Below are 3,525 nucleotides of genomic sequence, written 5' to 3'. Positions count from 1 at the left end.
TGATACCATTGAAAAGAAATATGTCGAAAAAATATTGGGCGAACTTGTAGAAGAAAATTATGAACTCCAGGTATTTCCGAAAAACTCCACCCCTCCGTTGATCAGCGACATTGTCGATTTCCATGTGGAAAATCATGAAATGCGCGGAGCCATTGCACTGACGGGTATACAGGAAATATCAAAGCGAATGGCTGACATGAATATCCCCTGCGAATGGGTCACACCGACCCAGCAGGATATGATCGTCTCCCTTGAAAGGGCACTCCTTGCAACTGAGACACGCAGGAACAAAGAATCTCAAATCGTGTTCGGTTTGATCAACGTCGACGATTTCAAAAAAGTGACCGAAAAGTATCATTCCGAACACGATGTACAATTATTGAAGCTAAACATCCAGCAAATGCTGCTTGATTACATCAAACAACTGGATGGCCATCTCATCAACCTGGGCGGTGAAGAATATTCCTTCATCACGACCCGGGGCATCTTTGAACGGGAAACACGGGGATACAAATTCATCCCGCTCCTTCAAGAAACCAACCACGCTATGGGCATCACCTTGAGCATCGGAGTCGGCTTTGGATCGACAGCAGCCGAAGCGGGCAGCCATGCACGACTGGCACTCAGACAGGCGAAGGACTCCGGCGGGGATGTATGTTACATCGTCCGGGAAAACAGAAGCGTGCTGGGACCGGTGGATATCACGACAAATCTGCACTATGAACGATACGACTTAGCCATCACCGATGCTGAACTATTGGACAGAGCCGAAAAGGCAGGAATGTCTGCGTCTTATATGACCAAGCTCATGGCCCGGGTTGAACGGTACGGAATCGTTGATTATACGGCCCAGGAACTGGCATCAACCCTTAATATCACGGTAAGGAGTGCCCACCGGATCTTGTTGAAATGGATGGATGCCGAACTTGTGGATATCGTCGGCGAAGAAAAGTTGACCCATAAAGGCAGGCCGCGCCGTATCTATCGCCTGAGCTTTACAATGGATGAAAAGGTAAATTAAGGTCGAATAGGATTCGGGCGGCCGCCCGGATTCTATTTTCTTTTCAGTATATCTTTCAACCCGACAGTCAGTCCGGATGCCCTGCTTTCATTTGCCGCTTCGATAAAACGGATGACCTCAAGCGTTTCACTCATCCCGACTTTCGATTTTCCGTCGTTAAAAAAGTCGATGACTTGTTCCAGGAGACTCACATAAAAGGGCTTGGAATGAGCGCCGACATCAACATATTCCGTCCCTTTTTCAAAATGGACAAGAGCTCCGAATTGTTGATTACCGGACCGGTTTCCCCTGACTGTTCCAAATCTGCCATCTCTCCACCGGCCAACTAAGCAGTCGTGGGTCCCGTTCGATTCAGCGGTGACCGCTTCCGCCCCTTCACCCAGTATGGCAAAGAGCATTTCGACTGCATGAATCCCGTACCAGAAATATCCTTGCCCGCCCTGGAGCTCCATCGGTCCAAAGCAATCAGCCCCGATGACTTCACCTTTATCAGACCTGGTTAACACCTGTCTTAGACCTTCTGCAAAACGCAGGGCAGACGCACTCATGACCGGGGTCCCGTGCATCTTCGATATTCCATTCATTTCATCAGCATCTGCAGAGCTCAGACTAAAGGGTTTATCAATGAATACCGGCTTTTTATAACCCGCCAATCTTCTGAATTGTTCCAGGTGTGTGCCGCCGTCAACGGATTCCAGCAGGATGGCATCTGTCTGGTCTGCTGCTTCCTCCAGCGTATCCACGATTTCCACCCCATACCGGCGGACCTCGTCTGTGATTTTCCCTATCCTTGATAAACTGAGTTCAAAGTCAGGCGATCCCCCCGGAAAAGCCTTTACAACGTTTCCTCCCCTGACAAGATGAATCCCGCCTGCATCGTTCAATAATCGGGTAAAAGCCGCAGCATGGGATGTATCTAAACCAACCATGCCAATCCTGAGATTCATCAATAGTCAGCCGCCCTTCCAGTAAATTTTTGCACTATTTAAGTCCCGACATTTGGATCCCTTCCGTAAAATAACGCTGGAAGAACAAGAAAATCAGGAATGTCGGAATGAAGGATAACGTCGAACCGGCCATTTCAATTCCGAAGTTCCCTTCTTTTCCAAGAATCGAAGCCAAACCTACCGTCACCGGGAACATTTCTTCCCTCGTCATATAAATCAACGGCTGGAAAAGATCATTCCAGTTGGAGATGAAAGAAAACGTACCGACTGTTGCAACAACAGGAATCGATAACGGCAGTATTACCTTAAAAAACACCTTTATATCGTTTGCCCCGTCAATGCGGGCAGCTTCTTCCAAGTCATTCGGAATACTTTGCAAGAACTGGCGAACCAGGAACACACCCATGATTCCCCACAGCTCCGGAATAATCAAAGCCCAATAGGTGTTTATCCAGCCGAAGTCAGCAAACATAATGTATTTGGGAATGATGAGCAATTGCTGAGGAATCATAATGACGGCCATGAACACCCAGAAAATAATCTCGCGTCCCGGGAATTGCTTCTTCGCAAAAATATATCCGAGAATCGCACAAAACAACATCTGGCTGAAGACCGGTACAATCGTGATGACAACCGAGTTAAAGATCCATCGGACGAACATCCCATTTCCAAACAGGTATGTGTAGTTACTCAGAGTGGGATCTTCCGGTATCCAGAACAGCGGATCCAATAACGCATATTGCATATCTTTAAAAGACCCTAATGCCATGATGATGAATGGCAGAAGGAAACATATAGCCAATATCGTTAAAGCGACATATTTAATGATCTTTCCCATTTTTCACCCTCCTTTTCATGGTGATTAATAATATTTCGTATCCTGCCCCATGTACTTTCGCTGAATGAGCGAGATGATCAGGATAATAAAGAACAATACGTAGGAAAGGACTGCAGCATAGCTTAAGTTAAGACCCCCGAAACCTTGCTGGTACAAGTAAAACACGATGGTCGTTGTCGCATAATTTGGTCCGCCGCCCGTCAGGAGGAACGTGGAATCGAAGATCTGGAACGAACCGATGGTCGTAATGATCGCGACGTAAAAATGAATCGGTTTCAATAGAGGAAAAGTGATCGACCAAAAGATCCGGAAAGGAGTGGCCCCGTCGATTTTCGCTGATTCGTAAAGCTGCCTGTCGATCGACTGCAGACCTGCGAAGTAATAAATCATCGTACTCCCGGCCACTTTAAAAATACTTAATCCGGCGAGAACGATCAGTGCCTGGCTTGAGTCAGACAAAAACAGCTGCGTATCGATACCGAATTGACTTAACAGGTAGTTCACCATCCCTGATTCGGTCCCTCTAAACAACCATCCCCAAATACCGGCAATGATGACAAACGATGTCACTACGGGCAGAAAGAAAATCCCTTTAAAAAAGCTTTTCATCCATACACCCGAATTGATGATCAAGGCGAGAATCAACCCGAGGGCCATGGTCGGGACAATATAATACAATGAGAAAAGAACCGTATTCCATATGGCTTTCCATGCTAATT

4 protein-coding genes are annotated in these 3,525 nt (G+C 46.8%); 1 reads left to right on the top strand and 3 read right to left on the bottom strand.

Going from position 1 to position 3,525, the window contains the following annotated elements; translation table 11 throughout:
• On the top strand, window positions 1-1,021 hold a 1,021-nt coding region (locus tag HP456_RS21445; RefSeq protein ID WP_172254892.1), incomplete at its 5' end, for a GGDEF domain-containing protein.
• Window positions 1,022-1,053: 32 nt separating this feature from the next.
• On the opposite strand, the gene HP456_RS21440 is transcribed toward HP456_RS21445, so the two are convergent.
• The 3 genes from HP456_RS21440 to HP456_RS21430 all read right to left on the bottom strand — a co-directional run.
• Entirely contained in the window at window positions 1,054-1,968 is a 915-nt protein-coding gene (locus tag HP456_RS21440; protein ID WP_172254891.1) for a Gfo/Idh/MocA family protein, read from the bottom strand.
• Window positions 1,969-2,002: 34 nt separating this feature from the next.
• A complete protein-coding gene (locus HP456_RS21435; protein WP_172254890.1) occupies window positions 2,003-2,806 on the bottom strand; it encodes a carbohydrate ABC transporter permease in 804 nt (267 codons plus the stop codon).
• A 24-nt stretch (window positions 2,807-2,830) separates the two neighbouring features.
• Window positions 2,831-3,525 (bottom strand): carbohydrate ABC transporter permease (locus tag HP456_RS21430; RefSeq protein ID WP_172254888.1); only part of this gene is annotated, 695 nt, incomplete at its 5' end.

This window comes from Bacillus haikouensis (assembly GCF_013179555.1).
Classification (GTDB): domain Bacteria; phylum Bacillota; class Bacilli; order Bacillales; family Bacillaceae_B; genus Rossellomorea; species Rossellomorea haikouensis_A.
The sequence above is the reverse complement of the archived record's forward strand: the minus strand, read 5'-3'. Positions and strand labels throughout refer to the sequence as shown.

Bases quoted from the DNA above. Each gene is read 5' to 3' on its own strand.
- HP456_RS21435 (WP_172254890.1), bottom strand. From the start codon at position 2,806: ATGGGAAAGATCATTAAATATGTCGCTTTAACGATATTGGCTATATGT.
- HP456_RS21440 (WP_172254891.1), bottom strand. From the start codon at position 1,968: ATGAATCTCAGGATTGGCATGGTTGGTTTAGATACATCCCATGCTGCG.